This window comes from Bacillus sp. SRB_331, assembly GCF_003264175.1.
Lineage (GTDB): Bacteria > Bacillota > Bacilli > Bacillales > Bacillaceae_G > Bacillus_A > Bacillus_A mycoides.
On record NZ_NADV01000009.1, the window covers coordinates 11,560 to 27,152 of the forward strand.

Annotated in this window: 18 protein-coding genes; 11 read left to right on the forward strand and 7 right to left on the reverse strand. The window is 35.0% G+C overall.

What is annotated here, in order from left to right; all coding sequences use genetic code 11:
- Positions 1–2 precede the first annotated feature (2 nt).
- Positions 3–2,693, reverse strand: coding sequence for a response regulator (locus B5P42_RS07690; protein WP_113733937.1), 2,691 nt, complete (start codon positions 2,691–2,693; stop codon positions 3–5).
- Positions 2,694–2,899: 206 nt separating this feature from the next.
- Positions 2,900–3,151, reverse strand: a complete 252-nt coding sequence (locus B5P42_RS07695) for a hypothetical protein (RefSeq protein WP_002168986.1) — start codon at positions 3,149–3,151, stop codon at positions 2,900–2,902.
- 222 nt (positions 3,152–3,373) lie between these two features.
- Between B5P42_RS07695 and B5P42_RS31940 the strand changes: the two genes are divergently transcribed.
- The 4 genes from B5P42_RS31940 (at position 3,374) to B5P42_RS07710 (ending at position 4,954) form a co-directional block, all read left to right on the forward strand.
- Entirely contained in the window at positions 3,374–3,514 is a 141-nt protein-coding gene (locus B5P42_RS31940; RefSeq protein ID WP_016089038.1) for a hypothetical protein, read from the forward strand.
- Positions 3,515–3,550: 36 nt separating this feature from the next.
- Positions 3,551–4,081, forward strand: coding sequence for a general stress protein (locus B5P42_RS07700; RefSeq protein ID WP_002011077.1), 531 nt, complete (start codon positions 3,551–3,553; stop codon positions 4,079–4,081).
- A 219-nt stretch (positions 4,082–4,300) separates the two neighbouring features.
- The gene (locus tag B5P42_RS07705) at positions 4,301–4,504 is read left to right on the forward strand and encodes a DUF4028 family protein (protein ID WP_113733938.1); all 204 of its coding nucleotides are present in this window, start codon (positions 4,301–4,303) and stop codon (positions 4,502–4,504) included.
- Positions 4,505–4,642: 138 nt separating this feature from the next.
- On the forward strand, positions 4,643–4,954 hold the full coding sequence (locus B5P42_RS07710) for a YbjQ family protein (RefSeq protein WP_000637510.1): 312 nt from the start codon (positions 4,643–4,645) through the stop codon (positions 4,952–4,954).
- A gap of 90 nt (positions 4,955–5,044) precedes the next feature.
- Here the strand turns inward: B5P42_RS07710 and B5P42_RS07715 are convergent, their stop codons facing one another.
- From B5P42_RS07715 to B5P42_RS33090, 3 genes are all read right to left on the reverse strand, one after another.
- On the reverse strand, positions 5,045–5,350 hold the full coding sequence (locus B5P42_RS07715; RefSeq protein WP_113733939.1) for a hypothetical protein: 306 nt from the start codon (positions 5,348–5,350) through the stop codon (positions 5,045–5,047).
- 117 nt (positions 5,351–5,467) lie between these two features.
- Entirely contained in the window at positions 5,468–6,460 is a 993-nt protein-coding gene (locus B5P42_RS07720) for a zinc-dependent alcohol dehydrogenase family protein (protein ID WP_113733940.1), read from the reverse strand.
- Between the two features lie 391 nt (positions 6,461–6,851).
- Positions 6,852–7,037, reverse strand: coding sequence for a hypothetical protein (locus tag B5P42_RS33090; protein ID WP_042889399.1), 186 nt, complete (start codon positions 7,035–7,037; stop codon positions 6,852–6,854).
- A 136-nt stretch (positions 7,038–7,173) separates the two neighbouring features.
- Between B5P42_RS33090 and B5P42_RS07730 the strand changes: the two genes are divergently transcribed.
- The 4 genes from B5P42_RS07730 (at position 7,174) to B5P42_RS07745 (ending at position 10,144) form a co-directional block, all read left to right on the forward strand.
- On the forward strand, positions 7,174–8,391 hold the full coding sequence (locus tag B5P42_RS07730) for a sensor histidine kinase (RefSeq protein WP_113733941.1): 1,218 nt from the start codon (positions 7,174–7,176) through the stop codon (positions 8,389–8,391).
- The gene (locus B5P42_RS07735) at positions 8,381–9,025 is read left to right on the forward strand and encodes a response regulator (protein WP_002087211.1); all 645 of its coding nucleotides are present in this window, start codon (positions 8,381–8,383) and stop codon (positions 9,023–9,025) included. The genes B5P42_RS07730 and B5P42_RS07735 overlap by 11 nt, the downstream gene beginning before the upstream one ends.
- Before the next feature lie 163 nt (positions 9,026–9,188).
- On the forward strand, positions 9,189–9,623 hold the full coding sequence (locus tag B5P42_RS07740) for a hypothetical protein (RefSeq protein WP_113733942.1): 435 nt from the start codon (positions 9,189–9,191) through the stop codon (positions 9,621–9,623).
- A gap of 122 nt (positions 9,624–9,745) precedes the next feature.
- On the forward strand, positions 9,746–10,144 hold the full coding sequence (locus tag B5P42_RS07745; RefSeq protein WP_033706485.1) for a hypothetical protein: 399 nt from the start codon (positions 9,746–9,748) through the stop codon (positions 10,142–10,144).
- A 66-nt stretch (positions 10,145–10,210) separates the two neighbouring features.
- Here the strand turns inward: B5P42_RS07745 and B5P42_RS07750 are convergent, their stop codons facing one another.
- The gene (locus B5P42_RS07750) at positions 10,211–10,351 is read right to left on the reverse strand and encodes a YflJ family protein (RefSeq protein ID WP_000273535.1); all 141 of its coding nucleotides are present in this window, start codon (positions 10,349–10,351) and stop codon (positions 10,211–10,213) included.
- A 152-nt stretch (positions 10,352–10,503) separates the two neighbouring features.
- Between B5P42_RS07750 and B5P42_RS07755 the strand changes: the two genes are divergently transcribed.
- The gene (locus B5P42_RS07755; protein WP_002064091.1) at positions 10,504–10,866 is read left to right on the forward strand and encodes a hypothetical protein; all 363 of its coding nucleotides are present in this window, start codon (positions 10,504–10,506) and stop codon (positions 10,864–10,866) included.
- 26 nt (positions 10,867–10,892) lie between these two features.
- Here the strand turns inward: B5P42_RS07755 and B5P42_RS07760 are convergent, their stop codons facing one another.
- The gene (locus B5P42_RS07760; RefSeq protein ID WP_000539551.1) at positions 10,893–11,078 is read right to left on the reverse strand and encodes a YhzD family protein; all 186 of its coding nucleotides are present in this window, start codon (positions 11,076–11,078) and stop codon (positions 10,893–10,895) included.
- Positions 11,079–11,430: 352 nt separating this feature from the next.
- On the opposite strand from B5P42_RS07760, the gene B5P42_RS07765 reads away from it, so the two are divergent.
- Positions 11,431–12,672: a metallophosphoesterase family protein gene (locus B5P42_RS07765; protein ID WP_113733943.1), complete on the forward strand. Its 1,242-nt coding sequence runs from the start codon at positions 11,431–11,433 to the stop codon at positions 12,670–12,672.
- Positions 12,669–15,593 (forward strand): ATP-binding protein, encoded by a 2,925-nt coding sequence (locus tag B5P42_RS07770; RefSeq protein WP_113733944.1) that lies wholly within the window; start codon positions 12,669–12,671, stop codon positions 15,591–15,593. The genes B5P42_RS07765 and B5P42_RS07770 overlap by 4 nt, the downstream gene beginning before the upstream one ends.

The window sequence follows — 15,593 nt, forward strand, 5'->3', positions numbered from 1 at the left end:
ACTTATTTTATTAACCATACACTCATTACCGAATAGAGTTGATGTAAATTTAATGGTTTACTTATATAATCTGAAGCGCCAGCAGATAAACATTTTTCCTTATCATTTGGCATTGCTTTAGCAGTTAATGCGATAATAGGTATTTCATGGAACCCTAAATTCATTCGGATATGTTCCATCGTTTCATAACCGTCCATATTCGGCATCATAATATCCATTAAAATAAGGTCAATATTTGTATTGTTTTTTAGTATTTCTAAACACTCTATGCCGTTTTGTGCAGTAATAATGTTGGCATGTTGTTTTTCTAATGCGTTTTGTAATGCAAATATATTTCGATGATCATCATCGACAATTAAAATAGTTTTCTCTTGGAAGACGTTATTTGTTTCTGGCGTCACGATAGTTTCCTCAATAACTTCAGCAGGAATAACGTCATCTATCGTTGCTGCGACTTCTAAATTGGATACTTGTATATCAGTTAACCCATTTGGAAGGTTAGGGATATATACGGTGAAAGTACTGCCTTCTCCTACATTACTCTCTAACGTAATCCAACCACCTAATAATCTAGCAAACTCTTTACAAATAGATAATCCTAAGCCTGTACCACCATATTTCCGAATCGTTGCTCCATCTGCCTGTTGAAAAGCTTCGAAAATAAGTTGATGCTGTTCTGTAGCGATACCAATACCAGTATCTTTTACTGAAATTGTAATCCAATCATTACTTATAGACTGCATATCATGACTTAAATTAGTTGTTTCTATCGGATCGAAATGTAAAGAGACGGATCCTTTTTCCGTGAATTTAAATGCATTGGATAATAAGTTTTTAATAATTTGCTCAATCCGCTTTGCATCTGTATAAAATAAATCAGGAATAATATCACTGTCTTCAATAGTAAATTCGACATTTTTTTGTGCAGCTATATGTAAAAAGTTTTGATGCATATTTGCCGCCATGTCACTTATGTTCGTTGCTTCAAAAATAACATCTAGTTTCCCAGCTTCTACTTTAGATAAATCTAGTATGTCATTAATTAAAGTAAGTAAATCTTTCCCTGATGAATGAATGACGGTTGCTAATTCAATTTCATCATCGGATAAATGATTATCATGATTTTCTCTTAACATTTCAGATAATAGTAAAATACTATTTAACGGTGTGCGTAATTCATGTGACATATTTGCTAGGAATTCTGATTTGTATTTTGAGCTACGTAATATTTCACTTGCTTTTTCTTCTAATTCTGATTTAGTAATTTGTAAGTCAGCTGTCTTTTGCTCGGCCTCTTCAGTTCTAGACTCTAGTTGTTCATTCGTTGTTCTTAATTCTTCGGCTTGCATTTGTAGTTCTTCAGCTTGCGTTTGCAATTCTTCTGATTGAACTTGCAACTCTTCTGTCATTGCTTGTGATTCATGTAAAAGAGTTTGAATTCGCATACGTCCCATAATACTATGGATGGTTAGACCTAGGTTATCAACGGTTTGTTGAATTAAATCTTGATGTAAGTCTGAAATCTCAGTTACACTTACTAACTCCATTACTGCAATCACTTCATCTTCAAATAAGATTGGGACGACTAGTAGGTTTTGAGGGCGTATTTCTAATAAGCCGCTAGTGACATAACGAAATTCTTCTGGTATTTCTCGAAGAATAAAGCTTTGTTTTTCTAAAGCACATTGCCCAATTAAACCTTCACCCATTTTAATGGATTGTTTTCCAATATCAGCACCTTGATCAGCGAAAGAAGCTTTCTTTACATAGTAGACAGTTTCTTCAATTTCTTCACGTACATAGAATGCACCGCAAGAGGTTTGCGTTTTTTGTATAACTCCACTAAGAATTTTTTTACCTAACATCTCAATAGAAGGTACACCTTGATACATTAAAATTAATTCTGCAAGCTCGGTTTGTAACCACTCTCTTTTAGATATTTCGTCTAGTAGGTGGTTCGTTGTATGAGCAAGCTCTTTTATTTCATCCCGCGTGTTTACATGAATTCTTTCAGTAATTTTTTCTTTAGAAGAAATTGCTTGAATAGCTTGAATTACGTTTTTAATCGTTTTTGTAATGGAATTCGAAATATAGAGTGAAATGATAATAGAAATACAAGAAAGTAAGAACAATAAACTGTATAACCAAATCTCTAATTTATTATTTTCAGTATCTAATTGTGCAGCTCTTTTTTTCGTTAGTTGCTCTTCTACACCACGGAAGTTAGTTAGCTGCGATTGTAATGACTGAATTTGAGTCGTGTCGATTGCTTGTATGTTATTACTATTATGATTTGTAATGAATGGATGAATCTCTTTATTAATCCAACTATTAATATTTTCGTTAATCTGTTTTAATTTTTCTTGCTGAGAGGGGTTATCCTCTACTAGAGCCAAAAGATCTTGATAATGTTTTTCGTAATCCTTTTCCGCAGTGTTCAGGGATTGCACGTAATTTGCATCATTAGAAGTAATAAATCCTTTCGCTTTATTTTCAATTGTTAGCAATTCTTTCTCCACTTGATTCGTTAAATTAAGAACTTTAAAATCGTGATCAATAATAAAATTACGAGATTTTTGTAAATTGGAAATCTCATTGTTTAACATAATGAAAGAAATAAGTAAGAACAAAATCATAACTAAATAACCAGCCATAATTTTGTAGCGAATACTAAATTTTGCTTTCGATTTCATTAAAAATTCCTACCTTCAAGATTATTAAAAGTTTTCTATTGTAAAGAATGAAAAACGTAATATATATTATATCAGTTTTCATAAGGCCAAACTAGAAATCCCCCTATTGTATTAGGGGGTCTCGTTTTGAATAGAGGAAATCATTTTGAAATATAAAAACATATATGAAAAGTAACGATCGAGGGAATAGGGGGATAATAAAACTTTTAAGAAGGAAAGAGTGTTCTTAAAGCTTTTTTTGCATCTATTCCTTCAAAGATAAATAATACAAGCTCTCTCTTTTTTACAGTAAGGAAAAAGGATATTAATGTGCTTAAGCTTTTAATAGAAGTAAGTGTTCCGTGTTTACTTATAAATAAATTAGTTTGAAATGTTGTCATTAAAGCATAAAAATGATGAATCTGCTTTATTGTAGGTGTTTCATTATAAAGAATAGTAGTAGATTGGATTGCATTCATCGAAATATTCCTTTCTGTATAGTAAGCATAACAATATAAACATACCCGTTTTAAAAAATGTTAAACATATAAATAAGAAAAAATATAATTATAGTTTTTTACGTTTAGAAAGGGTTACGAAGGGTATACATATACTACAAAGAGATTGACTGAAGATGAATTGTAAGATTTCTAGTCTATAAAAATATACTTTTACTTTAAATAAAAAGGAGTCTGGTATACATGAATGAAATGATGATTGATATTACATTTGATTTAATTTACTTGTTAAGTAGTTCGCTTGTAATGCTTTTACTATTCGCTTTTTTCGTAAATGGTTATGTTAATAAGAAGATTAGTGTATACAGAAATGAAGAAAGATAAAGATACATTATATAAAACTTTAGGAGGTTAATAGTTATGGATGTAGATAGAAAAATAGTAGGTATTTTTAGAACAATTGATGATGCGGCATTCGTTATTAATGAATTAAAAGATAAAGGATACTCGGCGGGTAACATTTCAGCTATTGCGAAGGATCAAAAGGAAATTGAACATCTGGAAGAAAAATCGGGTGAAAAAGTGAATAGTGAAACAGCACATAAAGCGGATATCTTTTCAGCGACAGGGCTTGTGGCAGGAGGAGTAGCAGGCGGACTCGGTGGTTTATTAACAGGTCTTGGTATACTTGCCGTTTCTGGAATGGGTCCAATCGTAGCAGCGGGACCTATCGCAGCAGCTATTGGAGGAGCCGGTATTGGCGGAGGAGCTGGAAGTTTAATAGGAGCATTTATCGGATTAGGAATTCCTGAAGAACATGCTAAGAAATATGAAGAATACATTTACGATGGAAATATATTAATTTTAGTAGATGCGAAATTAGATGATAAGTTAGAAATCTATAAAATATTTGATAAGCATAATGCTTATAACTCCGATTTCTTTAAATAATATTTACTTCACATATTAATTATGCAAAATGTAAACATAGTGAATATCGTTTTTTGATCTTACAACTTTGGCGCGGCTGAGGAGTCGTATGACTATAAGAGAGGAAGGGCTTATAGTAAAAGATCAAGTTCTATTCTGTTATCCCGCTATTTGTGGGCAGCCCGATTGGTGAGGGCTGATTAAAGTTTCACTTTATTGAAAAGGGAAGGGTGTCTTTTCGTGATTGTAAAAATATTAAAGGATAGTAGTAATAGTTTCCTTTGTACGGTTCAAAATAAAAATGGAGAGAAGTATGTGAAGAAATGGTTTAGTAAACATGAAAACAATGAAGAATTAGGGCGACCAACCTTTAAAGAAGTAGAAAAGGATTGGAAAGAAAATAGTAAATCGTTTATGTATCCTAATGTTAAAGCGCTTTATTAAAAATAATAGGCGTTTCATTCTTACAAAATTGTCACATTCATGTAAGGTAATTCAATAGATTAGATACTTTTTCCATGTCATAATAAAGACATAAGAAAGCTAATCAAAAAACTATAAGTTATTAGGAGAGTGTCAGTCATGATTGTAACAACAACGTCTGGAATCCAAGGTAAAGAAATTATTGAGTATATTGATATTGTAAATGGTGAAGCTATTATGGGTGCAAATATTGTTCGTGATTTATTTGCTTCAGTTCGTGATGTTGTCGGTGGCCGTGCTGGTTCTTATGAAAGCAAGCTAAAAGAAGCTCGTGATATCGCGATGGATGAAATGAAAGAACTTGCAAAACAAAAAGGTGCGAACGCTATCGTTGGTATTGACGTAGATTATGAAGTTGTTCGTGATGGAATGTTAATGGTTGCTGTAAGTGGTACAGCTGTACGTATATAAGTAAGTAAAAATACAGGCTCACCCCTTGAAGCTTATGCTTTGAGGGGATTTTTTTGACTTCGCTTATTCCACAATTGTGTCTGTTTTTGATTATGAAAAATCGTTTCCTGTCTTGCTATAAATTTCATAGGCAAAAAATCCAAATAAATAGCCTATTCCAGCCCCTAAACCAACTGTAAACAGCGAATAACCCGGGAAAAATATGTCGACAATTATACCGATTAAACACCCCAAAAGCATTCCCATTGGTATTAAACTATCTAATAAAACTTGAGCGTTTTTTGATTTTTTCTTACCTAAATTACCGTTGTTATATTTATGTTTAAGCCTTCCAATTACATATAATACGATTCCTCCGACTATTACAACAGGCGCAATTGCCGTAATTAACCACATGTTAGAATCTCCTTTCACCTTTTAAAATGATTATACCAGATAATTACAAATGGGTACTCCTAAACGTACCATCTAGTCTATTTAAAAGGTCAATCAAAAAGACTTCTTCAATTGTATTTAATCACTCGTCAAAAACACTTTCCCTTTCGTTTTTTCAGCAGACTGCACGACATCAACCGCTGTTTTCACATCAGCTAAGTCATATGTAGAATGTACCGTCATAAAACGTAATTGCTTGTTTTCCACTAAGCGAATTAAGTGACGAAACGTTTCTTGCCATTTATATGGTGATACTTCTTTATTCCAATGTCGTAAATGAAATATGTTCGCGTGCACTTTTGCTTTCGTGACAATCTCTGCCCAGTTAACTTGTATTCCTGATAGAAGGCCGATAGTTAAAAAGCGCCCATTTGGACGTAAGGAGAAAGCTAATTCATTTCCATCTGGTCCTCCAATAGAATCAATCGCAGCATCTGCACCGATCCCGTTTGTTAACTCCATAACTGTTTCATAAAGCGGGGCAGTGGAAGTATCAATTACATATTCGGCACCGAGCTGAAGTAATTTCTCTGTATGCTTATTATTTCTTGTAACTGCAATTAATCGGAAGTTTAAAATTTGTGATAATTGAGCAAAAAGATGACCAATAGCGGATCCGCAAGCGTTCACTAATAAAACATCATTCTGTTTTAAGTTTAGCGTTTCTGTACATGTAACCCACGCTGTAAGGGGGTTAATATACATTTGTGCCGCTGTAAAATCATCAATGGAATCAGGAATAGGGACTACAAAGTCAGCTGATGTTGTAACGAACTCTTGCCAAGTACCTTCCCCGTGTAAAGGTAAAACGCGTTTGCCGATAAGATCTCTAGAAACACTCGCACCTACATCTTCTACAATACCAACACCTTCATAACCCGGTATGTTAGGTAAAGGGATTCTATGTGAGTATGCTCCACTTACTGGAATTAAGTCAGATGGATTAATCGGTCTAACTAGCATACGAACTAAAACTTCATTATCTTTAAGCGGTTCTATATTTTTATATTCAACCTGTAATACATCTTTCGGATTGCCAAACTTATGAAATTGAATACATGTTCCGCGCAAAATAATTGTTCCCCCTTAGTGTGATTGGGTTAATTATAGCATTTTTAGCTTAATTGATTATTTCAGTAGCACTAAATAAAGAAGAGCAGACAGTCGTCGTTTATTCATTTAATAAAATCGTAGAAAATGGTATTGCTGTATATAAAAAAAATAATGAAAAATAGGCTCGCTTTATGCTTTGAGGGGATTTTTATTGTGCAAATGTTAAAAAGATACATTAATTATGTAGCATTGTATGAATTGTAGAATCGATTTTCCGAACAAGTTATTAGATATATAGTAATATAAAAAAAGGCGCCCTTGTGAGCGTCTTTTTCCAACTTGAGATAGATGTATCATTATTGTTCTGCTAGGGTACATAATTCTTATAGATAATTGCTGAATCATAATCTTACATAAATGCTTTTAAAAGTTCTTGAACCAATGGAATTACTCCACCTACAAATTTTAAAACTGCCATTGCGATTTCCATGTGATTGCCCCCTTTTTTAAATAGTAAGTTGTAATAAATCTTTATACCATCATTATAGTAAGCGCTTACATAAACATCAATGCATTTCGATATGCAATATTTCATATTTATATTTGGTAATGAGGATGAAGAGGAATCAGTAACTTATCCCGCTATTTGTGGGAGGCGGGCGACATGTAAAAGCCTTCACTTTATCAAAATGTAAGTCGCATCTTGTATAATGTAATGGTGGAGGTCAGATATGAAAAAAATAAGTTCAAATATAGATTTGGATACAAATGTATTGGAAGCGGTATTTATCCCAAGAAGGTTTATTATTTTATGGATTACACTCGTATATATAGCTTCAATGCTTTTAGAATTTCGTAATAATATTTTCTCTATGGATAGTTTTTTCTTTACAATAGTCATTGTTATTCATACTATTTTTCATTGGTATGCGAGTTCATTAAAGAATAGGCAATTGTTGTACTTCTTTTTTGTACAACTTTTCATTGTGTTTTTGGCTGCATTTATTGCAACAAATGCTTCGATAGCGATTTTTGTTGGATTAACTCCTATTTTAATCGCCCAAAGTTTATATGTTTATCACAATATATTTAAAGTAATGATAGTTTTTACTCTTATGTATGCAATATTTTGTGCTGCAATTAGTATCAATTATGGTGTGAATAAATTAGCTATTCTTATCTCTATGTTTCTTTTAGTGTTAGCAATTATTATTCCTTTTTCTTATATTAATAAGCAGCAATTTGATGCACGTAATCGTATACAGAGCTATATTCAAGAGTTAGAGTCTGCATATATGAGAGTGGAAGAATTGACATTAGCTAATGAAAGGCAGCGTATGGCAAGAGATTTACATGATACGTTAGCGCAAGGTTTAGCAAGCTTAATTATGCAATTGGAAGCGATAGATGCCCATATGCAAAAAGGGAATACAGGACGATCTCAAGAGATTATGAAACAAACTATGATAAGAGCGAGACAAACTTTACATGATGCAAGGTTGGTTATTGATGATTTGCGTCATACTACTAATTCATTTAATGGAGCAGTAAAAGAAGAGATTCAACGTTTTTCTGAAGCTACGTCTATACATGTGAGATTTACTATCCAAAGTCCACCGTATATTTCAAGCGTAGTAAAAGAGCACTGCTTATATGTAATTAGTGAATGTTTAACGAATATCGCAAAACATTCACAGGCAGCAGATGTAAATTTAAATGTTGAATATATCGATGATCTTGAAAAACTTACTATTGAAGTTGAAGATAATGGAATTGGTTTTGACACTAGATATATCGGTAAGAATCCTGGACATTATGGTTTAATTGGTCTAAATGAGCGTGTTCGATTGATTAAGGGAGAAATACATATATTGAGTGAAAAGATGAAAGGTACGAAAGTGTATATTCAAGTGCCTATAAATAAAGAAGGAGATAGCCATGAAGCATAACGTATTAATTGTAGATGATCATTTCGTTGTAAGAGAAGGTCTGAAATTAATAATAGAAACGAGTGATTCATTTCAAATTATAGGTGAGGCTGCAAACGGAGAAGAAGCCCTTTCTTTCATAGAAAAGAAGAAACCCGATGTCATTTTAATGGATTTGAATATGCCTAAAATGAGTGGTTTAGAAACAATTGAGGCTTTGAATGAAAAACAAAACCATACGCCGATTATTATATTAACTACTTATAACGAAGATGAATTAATGTTAAAGGGAATTGAGTTAGGGGCAAAAGGATATTTGCTAAAAGATACGGATCGTGAGAATTTATTTCGAACATTGGAAGCGGCTATTCGAGGTGAGATTTTACTACAACCAAATATTATGGAAAAGATAGTGAAGTATAAAAGGAAAGAAGTACATGCTGATAAGGTTGCAGAAAATAACTTAACGGTTAAAGAATTGTTTGTGCTGAAAGCTATTGCGCGAGGATATAAGAATAAAGAAATTGCATTTGATATGGGAATAGCTGAGCGAACAGTAAAAGCATATTTAACAAATATATACAATAAATTAGGTGTTAATTCACGGTCAGAAGCAGTAGCTGTATCTATTGAAAGGAAGTTAATTCATTTTTAAAACATTATATATGCCCAATCGTACATTATAGGCTTGCCCTTTTGTACGATTTTTTTATTTCTTTCTCATGTTATGCTTCAGAAAGTATGAGAGATTTAAGAACAATCTAATTGCATTACAATTATAGACGTTTCTAATGTAGGAAAGGAAGAAGAATAATTAAATGGAAACTTTGCTTTTAATTCCTGTATTAATTTTCTTTATTTGGCTGCAAAGCAAACAAAGAAAATTAAACTGGATAGATATTATAACTTTTCTCATGATGATAGGGATTATTACTTATACGGCGCCGCAACAAATGACTAGGGATTTACAAGCAGAGTTACTGGCAGTTACGCTTATTTCTTTCGCTATTGGTGTTTGGCAAGGTGGGGGAATTACAGTCTGTTATGAGGATGAAATTTTATATATTACAAATGGAAAACAGTATTCCATTTCATGGATTCTCTTAATAATTGGCAACATAATTATTATTAATATATTTGAAGGTGGATTTACATTTAATGGATCGTGGTTTCTTTTGTGTGGTGTTGTCATTACATCTGGGGTGAAAAACGGTATTCTATGTGTTCTGTACAAATTAACAGTGCGAAATTGAATGGAAAACCAAAGCTATTTTCTTTTACCCCAACATAAAACGTATTGCTGTAAGTTCATTAAAAGACCGTAGTTGATAAAAAATGAGATGGAAGTATTGGAAGAATGGGGGAGTTAACGTAGATGTTTCTACCTATTACTACATTTGATAGGTTTAGTTGGCTGGGGAATGTTGCTTTCTCTTCAGAAAAAACTAGTAGGAATCGAGCGCTATCGAGGGCTGAAGAAAGAGATGTTAATTTGTGTAATAAGAACTGTATAGGTTCAGTTAATAATATGCATCAAAAAATAACGATAGATTCTGTGGAATATGGTGATAATTGTGTATTGGGCCGTGCAGAACCTCATTCAACAATTGTCATAACGAGTGGCGATATGTATGTTGGAAGCGGACCGGTTAATAAGTATGGAGAATTTAAAATATATACAAATGATTATCTGGAAGAGTATTCGGTAATAGAGATTCAGTTGATAATGGGCGGTTTCTATCAAGGAAGTATAACGGTAAAGTTAAAAAGTTAAGGTATGATGATTTCCTTTTTGTTTAGTAAATAAAAAGGAAGCAACCGTAGTCGCTTCCTACATCTATTAAGCCGAAGCTTTCTTCATTCTCTCAAGTAAACTAGATAAAATATGTGTACGATAAGATTCTAGTTTTTTACCTTCGTAAGTACGAATCCCTAATTTTTTAAGTTCTTTTACATACCAACCTTTGCTTCCGAAATACATGTGATCGCTCCCCTTCAACTTTGTTTACTTGTCCTGATTGTACTTGGAGGTACGGGTAATATAATGAAGGAAATGAATTTCGCGCGAAAATGGTTAACTTTGTTGCAAAAGACATATATACTAAGGGTAGTATATAACGAGGTGGGCAAGACGTGATTATAGAGAAGCACGAAATTCAAATTGACCAAATTACGAGCGGTAAAGTGAATATCTTTACTTTCTATAGAAATAGAAAGCAAGTTGATGATCATTTTTTACGATTGCAAGAACCATCGCTTACAGCAAACTACTTCTTCCATTTTCATTTTGATGCAGAGAGCTTGCATCTTCTGCAGGAAGAGTTTCCGGGCGTATATCCGTACGACCGTAGTGACACGATTCACGACTGGACGGAAAAGATGAAAGCGGAATTGCAACATCAGATCCAAACAGGTAAATGGAATAAACGCGTACGTATCGGTAATCGCATTCTAGATGTGGTGTTTACGTGGTGTGACGAAGATATAGTAGAGTGAAAAAGAAGCGGATGACGCTTCTTTTTTTAGCGCTGGAATAAAACGAGCTTACCTGCAGAAGATGTGCAGCGATGTGTTTTTTCATACAATCCTTTTTCTTGTAAAATAGATTCACCTTTTGCTTTCGCCTCTTTTTCAGTTGCTGCCTCGAATGATTCGTCTAATGCTTTTGAACCATCTTTTTCAAAGACTGTTAGAACGTATACTCCCATGAAAATTCCCTCCAATAATTAAAATCAGAATCTTATAACTATTTTGGCATAAATCAATAGAATATGCAAAGAAATATATGACATTGCGTGTTACAATAAAGTGAAACTTTAACTAGTGGGGAGTCTTTTCATCCCCACTAGTTATTAGTTGAACCAATCGGGTATTTATGGGCAGTTTACTTTCAGATTGGCTTCTTTGCCTACTGCCCGTTAATACGGGGTAAAGTGAAACTTTAATCAGTGGGGGATTTTTTATTTCCTGCTTATTACTAGTTTTCGCCAATTGAGCATTTATTGTTTGTGTTCATGCGGATAAGATGAAACTTTTGAACTATAGAAAGGATCGTTATTTGTGAAACAAGTGAAGTTTATACATGCGGCTGATTTGCATTTGGATAGTCCGTTTAAAGGGATGGAAATGAATGTATCACAGTCTGTTTGGGAGAGAATGAAGCAGAGTACGTTTGAGTCGTTCGAGCGTATTGTTGATAAAGCGATTCAAGAGCGCGTTGATTTCGTATTACTAGCCGGGGATTTGTATGATGCGGAGACGAGAAGTTTGAGAGCGCAAGTGTTTGTGCGTGAGCAAATGAAGAGACTTTCGCAGTACGATATTTCCGTTTTTATTATTCACGGTAACCACGATCATTTAGGGGGAAGCTGGGCAGCAATTGAGTTTCCGGAAAATGTTCATGTGTTTACAGAGCCTTATGTAGAAGCGAAATCATTTTATAAAAATGGTGAGCTTGTAGCTTCTATTTACGGGTTTAGTTATTTGCAGCAAGCGGTAACGGATAATATGACAGTGCAGTATACGAAAATGAGTGATGCGCCTTTTCATATTGGAATGCTTCACGGAAGTGTGGAAGGGGATGCAGAGCATAATCGCTATGCACCGTTTCAAATTCGTGAGCTGAAGGAAAAGCAGTTTGATTATTGGGCTCTTGGTCATATACATAAACGTGAAATTTTATCAGAAGAGCCATACATTATTTATCCAGGTAATATACAAGGGCGTCATCGTAAGGAAACAGGGGAAAAGGGTGCGTACCTTATTGAACTCACGAAACAAGGATCGCATTGTTCGTTTTTCCATACGGCGGATGTTGTGTGGGATGAGATTGAAGTTAGTATCGATGGACTTGAAACTGTTGATGATCTTCTGACGAGCGCGTCAACTGCGATGAATGAATGCAGAAGAGAAGAGGAAGGCACGCTTTTAACTGTCGTATTTACAGGACAGGGGCCACTTTCTCCTTATTTGCGTGAAGACAAGCGCGTGGAAGAGATTTTTCATATTTTAGCAGCTGGAGAAGAGCGAAAAGACTTTGTGTATGCGATGAAGTGGAAAAATGAGACGGTTTCTTTTGCGGAAATTGAACGTTTGAAAGAAGAAAATCATTTCGTCGGTAGTGTGCTGAAAGAGTTAGAAGCTTTCACAAATATGGACGGAGTATTGCGCACCATTTGGACATCTCCTGTAGCACGTAATAGCATTGAAGCTTTTACGGAAGAAGAGAAGAAAGAGATTCAAAAGGAAGCGGAAAATATTATTTTAGAGCAATTATTCCAGCAAGAGAGGGATAAAAAATGAGAATTGAAAAACTCCATATTTATGGCTATGGAAAACTAGAAAATGTGGAAATGGATCTGTCAATGCTGACGGTGTTGTACGGTGAAAATGAAGCGGGAAAATCGACAATTCGCTCGTTTATGAAAAGTATTTTATTCGGTTTTCCAACGAGAGGACAACGCCGTTATGAACCGAAAGAAGGCGGAAAGTACGGCGGAGCGATGACTGTTCAAACAGAGAAGTACGGCCGTTTGAAAATTGAACGATTGCCAAAGACAGCAGCTGGTGAAGTGACCGTTTATTTTGAAGGTGGGAAAACTGGCGGCGAAGATATTTTAAACGATATATTAAGCGGTGTGAATGAAAGCTTATTTGATTCTGTTTTTTCATTTGATATGCATGGTTTGCAAAATATTCATCAGCTCGGCGAAGCGGATATCGGCAATTATTTATTTTCGGCCAGCGCAGTCGGAAGTGATGCGTTATTGCAGTTAGATAAAAAATTAGAAAAAGAAATGAATCAGCGCTTTAAGCCGAGTGGTCGTAATCCTGAAATTAATGTGTCACTGCAAGAGATGAAGAAAATTGAGGAAAAGATGAAAGAGTGGCAAGGGAAAATTGGCACGTATGAAAAACAAGTCGAGCAGTTAAAAGAAAGTGAAGAGAAACTTGCTTCTGTTCGTGCGGAAAAAGAGTCAGCCGAAAGACGAAAGCAAGACTATGAAATATTAGCGGCGCTTGAGCCTCTCGTTATTGAAAAGAGTGCGCACGAGAAAGTGTTAGAAAACGAGAACGGGCAGTTTCCTGTAAACGGAATGGCGCGCCATGAGGCGGTAAAGGCAAAGATAGAACCGCTCCAAGTACAAGTAGATTCACTTCAAAAAAAGATAGAAACAGTGCAATCAGAAATTGATTCCACAGAAATAGATGAAGCATTTTTACAAAAAGAAAGTTACGTAGAAGAACTTCGTATGCAGCATATGTCTTATGAAAATGCACGCCAAGAAATGCGTGATATGACGGGAAGTATTGCGAATATAAAAGAAGAAATCGCAGAACTACAGCAACAAATTGGCGCTACTTTTGAACAAGAGACTGTTCTTTCATTTGATATAAGTTTAGCGACGAAAGAATTAATTACACAAACGGTGCAAAAAGCGAGAGAGTTAGAAACGCAAAAAACGCAGCTTGATGAACGTTTCAAAACGGCTCAGGAGCAATTAGAAGAGCAAGAAGAAAATATAAGACAAATCAGCCAGCAAATGTTAGCTGATGAAGAAAGAAATACGTTAGTTGAGAAAGAAAAATCATTTCAGGATGCGGCATTTTTAGGAATGGGCGCAGAGAGAATGAAGCGCAAGTATGAGGAAAAAGCAGGGGCGGCTATGCAAAAGAAAAAACAGTGGCAAAGAATTTGTCTTCTGTTACTTCTTATTAACACGCTTGTTTTATTCACGAGTCTATTTATAGATAACCGCGTGCTGTTATTTATTAGTGTCATTGTTTTTGTAGGGATTGTCCTTGCACTCGTTTTATATAAAGATCCTTCGGGTGGATTACAAGAAGAGCTTCTTACTCTTCAGCAAAGTGCTGGCGGTCGTCAAAGTGAAGAAGCGATGTCCGTTCGTTATCAGTTAGAAAAGGATGAAGAGATTCGAAAGTTATTTGAGCGAGAGTCTTATAAATTACAACAAATGGAACGTGCTTATGATAAAGTCGTTTCATCTTATGAAGAATGGGAGAGAGAAACTTTCCGTACGGGAGAACAAGTAGATGCGTATAAAACGCGCTATATGTTCCCTGAATTTTTTACATATGCGCACATGTTGCCAGCGTTTGAGCGTATTGAAAAAATGCAGCAATTATATCGTGATTTAGAGAAGAAAAGTAAGCGGAAATCTTCATTGTATGAAATGATTTCGCACTTTGAGCATAAACTAGAAACTGTTATCGGTAGTAAAGAGTATAGTAATTTGTATGAGGCGCAAAGTCGTATGCAAAATGAAAAAGAGAAGCGCCAAACTTGTAAGCAGCTGAAAGAGAAGCTGGCGGAATGGAAAGAAGAATATGAGTTCATGCAAGAGCAATTAAAACAACTACTAGTAGAGCGAGATGGGTTATGGCATATCGCAGAATCTACAGATGAAGAGATGTTTTTAGAAGCAGGAAAATTGGCAGAGAAACGTGAAGACGCGGATAAGCAAGTGGGGCGTTTATTACCTCAAATTGATTTGTTAGAACAGCGCTTAACGAGTTTGTCATTAGCTGAGCATTATGAGGCTGACGGTTATGATGAAAAATTAAAGCAAGAAATTACAGCCGCGCAAAGCTGTCTGGCGCAAGAGAAAGAACTGACAGAGCGTATTGCGAAGCATCGAATAGAAATTGCGAATTTAGAAGAAGGCAGTACGTATGGTGATTTGCTACATGAGTGGGAAATGAAAAAAGCGCAAGTGCGTGAACAAGTGAAGAAGTGGGCTGCATATGCGGCCGCAAAGACAGTGCTAACGAAAACGAAGCAGTATTATCATGAAGTGCATCTTCCGCGTATTTTACAAAAATCCGAAGAGTATTTCGTGTATTTAACAGGCGGGAGATATAGTAAAATATTCTCACCGTCAGAAGCGGAACCGTTCATTGTCGAACGTAACGATGGTATGCGTTTTTACAGTCATGAACTAAGCCAAGCGACAGCGGAGCAGTTATATTTATCATTGCGATTCGCGCTAGCGAAAACGTTTGAGCATGACTATCCATTTATTATTGATGATAGCTTCGTACATTTTGACGCGGTAAGGACGAATCGAACGATTGAACTTATAAAAGAAATTGCGAAAGATAGACAAGTTATCTTCTTTACATGCCATGCGCATTTATTAACGTATTTTACAGAAAATGAGATTATAAAATTAACACGTAAGCGTAAAGAAAATGAGTTGTAG

Excerpts from the sequence above, each read along its gene's own strand:
- B5P42_RS07690 (WP_113733937.1), bottom strand. The coding sequence starts at position 2,693 with ATGAAATCGAAAGCAAAATTTAGTATTCGCTACAAAATTATGGCTGGT.
- B5P42_RS07695 (WP_002168986.1), bottom strand. The coding sequence starts at position 3,151 with ATGAATGCAATCCAATCTACTACTATTCTTTATAATGAAACACCTACA.
- B5P42_RS31940 (WP_016089038.1), top strand. The coding sequence starts at position 3,374 with ATGAATGAAATGATGATTGATATTACATTTGATTTAATTTACTTGTTA.
- B5P42_RS07700 (WP_002011077.1), top strand. The coding sequence starts at position 3,551 with ATGGATGTAGATAGAAAAATAGTAGGTATTTTTAGAACAATTGATGAT.
- B5P42_RS07710 (WP_000637510.1), top strand. The coding sequence starts at position 4,643 with ATGATTGTAACAACAACGTCTGGAATCCAAGGTAAAGAAATTATTGAG.
- B5P42_RS07715 (WP_113733939.1), bottom strand. The coding sequence starts at position 5,350 with ATGTGGTTAATTACGGCAATTGCGCCTGTTGTAATAGTCGGAGGAATC.
- B5P42_RS33090 (WP_042889399.1), bottom strand. The coding sequence starts at position 7,037 with ATGAAATATTGCATATCGAAATGCATTGATGTTTATGTAAGCGCTTAC.
- B5P42_RS07730 (WP_113733941.1), top strand. The coding sequence starts at position 7,174 with ATGAAAAAAATAAGTTCAAATATAGATTTGGATACAAATGTATTGGAA.
- B5P42_RS07735 (WP_002087211.1), top strand. The coding sequence starts at position 8,381 with ATGAAGCATAACGTATTAATTGTAGATGATCATTTCGTTGTAAGAGAA.
- B5P42_RS07740 (WP_113733942.1), top strand. The coding sequence starts at position 9,189 with ATGGAAACTTTGCTTTTAATTCCTGTATTAATTTTCTTTATTTGGCTG.
- B5P42_RS07745 (WP_033706485.1), top strand. The coding sequence starts at position 9,746 with ATGTTTCTACCTATTACTACATTTGATAGGTTTAGTTGGCTGGGGAAT.
- B5P42_RS07750 (WP_000273535.1), bottom strand. The coding sequence starts at position 10,351 with ATGTATTTCGGAAGCAAAGGTTGGTATGTAAAAGAACTTAAAAAATTA.
- B5P42_RS07760 (WP_000539551.1), bottom strand. The coding sequence starts at position 11,078 with ATGGGAGTATACGTTCTAACAGTCTTTGAAAAAGATGGTTCAAAAGCA.
- B5P42_RS07770 (WP_113733944.1), top strand. The coding sequence starts at position 12,669 with ATGAGAATTGAAAAACTCCATATTTATGGCTATGGAAAACTAGAAAAT.